This window comes from Haematobacter missouriensis, assembly GCF_000740775.1.
GTDB classification, from domain to species: domain Bacteria; phylum Pseudomonadota; class Alphaproteobacteria; order Rhodobacterales; family Rhodobacteraceae; genus Haematobacter; species Haematobacter missouriensis.
On record NZ_JFGS01000079.1, the window covers coordinates 1 to 2,944 of the forward strand.

A 2,944-nucleotide genomic window follows, 5' to 3' on the forward strand; every position below is an offset into this window, starting at 1 on the left:
GTCCTCGAAGCCTCGCTCGAATCCTTCCCGGCCTCCGATCCGCCGGCCTGGACGGGCGTGACGATAGCCGGGAAAAAACAATGAACGGAATGTCTAGCGCGAACGAGGATCTGCCGCTTGTTTCCCTATCTTGACAGCGTCGCGCGCCGCTACCCGCCCGTCATCGTATGGGCGGTCATCGGCATGAGCGTCCTCGCGTTCCTCTATCAGACCAGCCTGCCGCCGCGCGTGCTGGACTGGTTCCTGTTCGAGTTTGCGCTGGTGCCCTCGCGCTTCTTCGGACAGCTGAGCCTCGTCGCCCCGTCCGACTGGACCCCATTCCTGACCAATATCTTTCTGCACGGCGGCTGGCTGCACCTCATCTTGAACATGTGGACGCTCTGGATCTTCGGCCCCGCCGTCGAAGATCGGCTTGGACCGGGTAGATTCACGCTGTTCTATCTGTTCTGTGGTGTGGCGGCCGGACTGGCTCACGCGCTGGCGAACCCCGACTCAGTCGTTCCCGCGCTTGGCGCGTCGGGGGCGATCGCGGGCGTGATCGGTTGCTACGCACGCATGTTTCCGGCGGCTCGGCTGGTGGTGATCGTGCCGATTCTGTTCATTCCCCTCTTCTTCGAAGTGCGCGCGGTCATTTTCGCGATGATCTGGTTCTTCATGCAGGTCATTCCCGGCTTTCTGTCGCTCGGCGGCGATCAGGCCACGGGCGGGATCGCCTGGTGGGCGCATATCGGCGGGTTTCTCGCCGGTTGGATTGTCACGCCACTCCTGCGAAGGCGGGCAGCCACCTATCGCCATTATTATCGCGACGAGGGCATCTATGGCTTTCTGCCGGATGGCCGACGGGAAGGGGGACAAGGTCCATGGACATAATGCAGCTTTTCTGGCTGTTCTTCATCTTCTCTGCGCTGCAACCGGTGCTTCAGCGCAGATATCTGGAGGCCATGCGCACCCGCAAGATCGCCCAGATCGAGAAGAAACGCGCCAGCCGCGTCATCTCGCTGATCCACCGGCAGGAGACCATGAACCTGCTGGGTTTTCCCCTGATGCGCTACATCGACGTCAACGATTCCGAGGAAGTCCTGCGTGCGATCCAGATGACCGACGACGAGGTGCCGCTCGATATCGTGCTGCACACGCCGGGTGGGCTGGTGCTGGCAGCAACCCAGATCGCTCGGGCCATTCAGGGCCACAAGGGCAAGGTCACAGTGTTCGTGCCGCATTACGCGATGTCGGGCGGCACGCTGATCGCACTCGCTGCCGACGAGATCGTGATGTGCGAGCATTCCGTGCTGGGCCCCGTCGATCCGCAGCTCGGCCAGTTGCCTGCTGCCTCGCTGATCAAGGTCGTCGAGGAGAAACCCATCGCCGAGATCGACGACCAGACGCTGATCATGGCCGATGTCGGCCGCAAGGCCATCGCGCAGATCGAGGCGTTCGCAAAACACCTGCTATCCGACAAGATGGACGAGAACCGCGCGGCTTCCGTGGCGGCGAAGCTGGCGACAGGCACCTGGACCCACGATTATCCCATCTCTGCCGATGAGGCCCGCGACATGGGCCTACCCGTTGCAACGGACATGCCCAAGGAAATACTTGAGCTGATGACGCTCTATCCGCAGCCGGTTCGGCGCCAGGGCGGTGGCGTGGAATACCTGCCCGAGCCGCGGCAGCGAGAGGCGCGCCGCGCCATATCTACGCGCTGAACGCTTGCATCAGCCGGCCGCCAGGACCGGCTCGTCAACGAAAGGATACAGAATGCCCACGGTCGCTTGCCCGCAGTGCAATTCCACCAACAGGGTGCCGCAAGAGCGCCTGACCGATAATCCCAATTGCGGACGCTGCGGCGCGCCTCTCTTTCAAGGCAGACCCGTCACGCTTACCGCGGCTAATTTTGACCGTCATGCGAATGCCGGACTTCCCTTGCTCGTCGATTTCTGGGCCGACTGGTGCGGGCCATGCAAGATGATGGCGCCCCAATTCGAAGCGGCGACGCGCTCGCTCGAACCCCGTGTCCGCCTGGGCAAGCTCGATACGGAAGCCGAACAGCAGATCGCCGGCCGTTACGGGATCCGTGGCATTCCCACCATGATCCTCTTCAAAGGCGGCAAGGAAATCGCGCGCCAGAGCGGCGTGATGTCTGCCGCCCAGATCGCGCAATGGGCGCGCTCTCACGTCTAGAAATTGCGGGTAATGGCCTTTCCTGCGCCATGCCATCAGGAGAAGAAGGAGAAGAACATGGATGGCGTGACCGGATTTGTTGAAAGTGCGGCCTTGTTGGTCTTTGCCGCGTTCGTGCTCGTGACGATATGTTCACGGATCGGCGTGCCCAGTATCGTCGGTTACATTCTTGCCGGCATAGTCATCGGACCTGCCGGCCTCGGCCTGATTGCTGAGAGCGCTGCCCTGAGCAGCATTGGCGAGATCGGAGTGGTACTCCTGCTGTTCGCGCTTGGCCTGGAATTCTCGTTCGAGAAGCTCGTAAGGTGGCGTCGCCTTAACCACGCCGAGGACGCGATGATTGCTTCGGGGTGAGTTTCACGCCTCAAGCGGCAAGCAGATTTCCCGCCAGGTCTTGATGGCGTGGGCACGGAGTTGGCGATGATCGGCGGCGGTTAGGTGTTTTCGATGAAGATGGAAAAGATTAGCGATCTGGCCGTGGGTTGAGACGAAGCGCTGGCATTGTCGCGCTGACTTGAACCGCATCATGCGCCGCTCTCGTCGTCGCACATGAAGGTGTGAATTCTCGGCGCGGTTGTTGAGCCCTTTATGTGAGCGATGCTCGACACCTGGCATGATCTCGCGCTTTGCTGCTTCGTAAGAGCGCAACTTGTCGGTTACCATCACGCGCGGCGTGATGCCCTGGCTCTTCAGCAGCTTTCGCATCAGTCGAAGAGCGGCCTTTCTGTTTCGGCGGCTTTGCAGCAGAGCATCGAGAACGTAGCCG

General features: G+C 61.3%; 5 protein-coding genes. 4 read left to right on the plus strand and 1 reads right to left on the minus strand.

Going from position 1 to position 2,944, the window contains the following annotated elements; all coding sequences use genetic code 11:
• Positions 1 to 117 precede the first annotated feature (117 nt).
• The 4 genes from CG51_RS18590 to CG51_RS18605 are packed head-to-tail and all read left to right on the plus strand — an operon-like array spanning position 118 to position 2,532.
• Entirely contained in the window at positions 118 to 870 is a 753-nt protein-coding gene (locus tag CG51_RS18590) for a rhomboid family intramembrane serine protease (RefSeq protein ID WP_035747555.1), read from the plus strand.
• Complete coding sequence (locus tag CG51_RS18595; protein WP_248783391.1) at positions 870 to 1,703, plus strand: SDH family Clp fold serine proteinase; 834 nt, start codon at positions 870 to 872, stop codon at positions 1,701 to 1,703. Before CG51_RS18590 ends, CG51_RS18595 begins: the two co-directional genes overlap by 1 nt.
• 52 nt (positions 1,704 to 1,755) lie before the next feature.
• A complete protein-coding gene (trxC, locus tag CG51_RS18600; protein ID WP_035747562.1) occupies positions 1,756 to 2,178 on the plus strand; it encodes a thioredoxin TrxC in 423 nt (140 codons plus the stop codon).
• A gap of 57 nt (positions 2,179 to 2,235) precedes the next feature.
• On the plus strand, positions 2,236 to 2,532 hold the full coding sequence (locus tag CG51_RS18605) for a cation:proton antiporter domain-containing protein (protein ID WP_051930880.1): 297 nt from the start codon (positions 2,236 to 2,238) through the stop codon (positions 2,530 to 2,532).
• Positions 2,533 to 2,535: 3 nt separating this feature from the next.
• Here CG51_RS18605 and CG51_RS18610 read toward each other — a convergent pair.
• On the minus strand, positions 2,536 to 2,944 hold a 409-nt coding region (locus CG51_RS18610), incomplete at its 5' end, for a DDE-type integrase/transposase/recombinase (protein ID WP_035747566.1).

What these genes read in the sequence shown, in the direction of transcription:
- CG51_RS18595 (WP_248783391.1), top strand. Translation starts at nt 870, where the DNA reads ATGCAGCTTTTCTGGCTGTTCTTCATCTTCTCTGCGCTGCAACCGGTG.
- trxC (WP_035747562.1), top strand. Translation starts at nt 1,756, where the DNA reads ATGCCCACGGTCGCTTGCCCGCAGTGCAATTCCACCAACAGGGTGCCG.
- CG51_RS18605 (WP_051930880.1), top strand. Translation starts at nt 2,236, where the DNA reads ATGGATGGCGTGACCGGATTTGTTGAAAGTGCGGCCTTGTTGGTCTTT.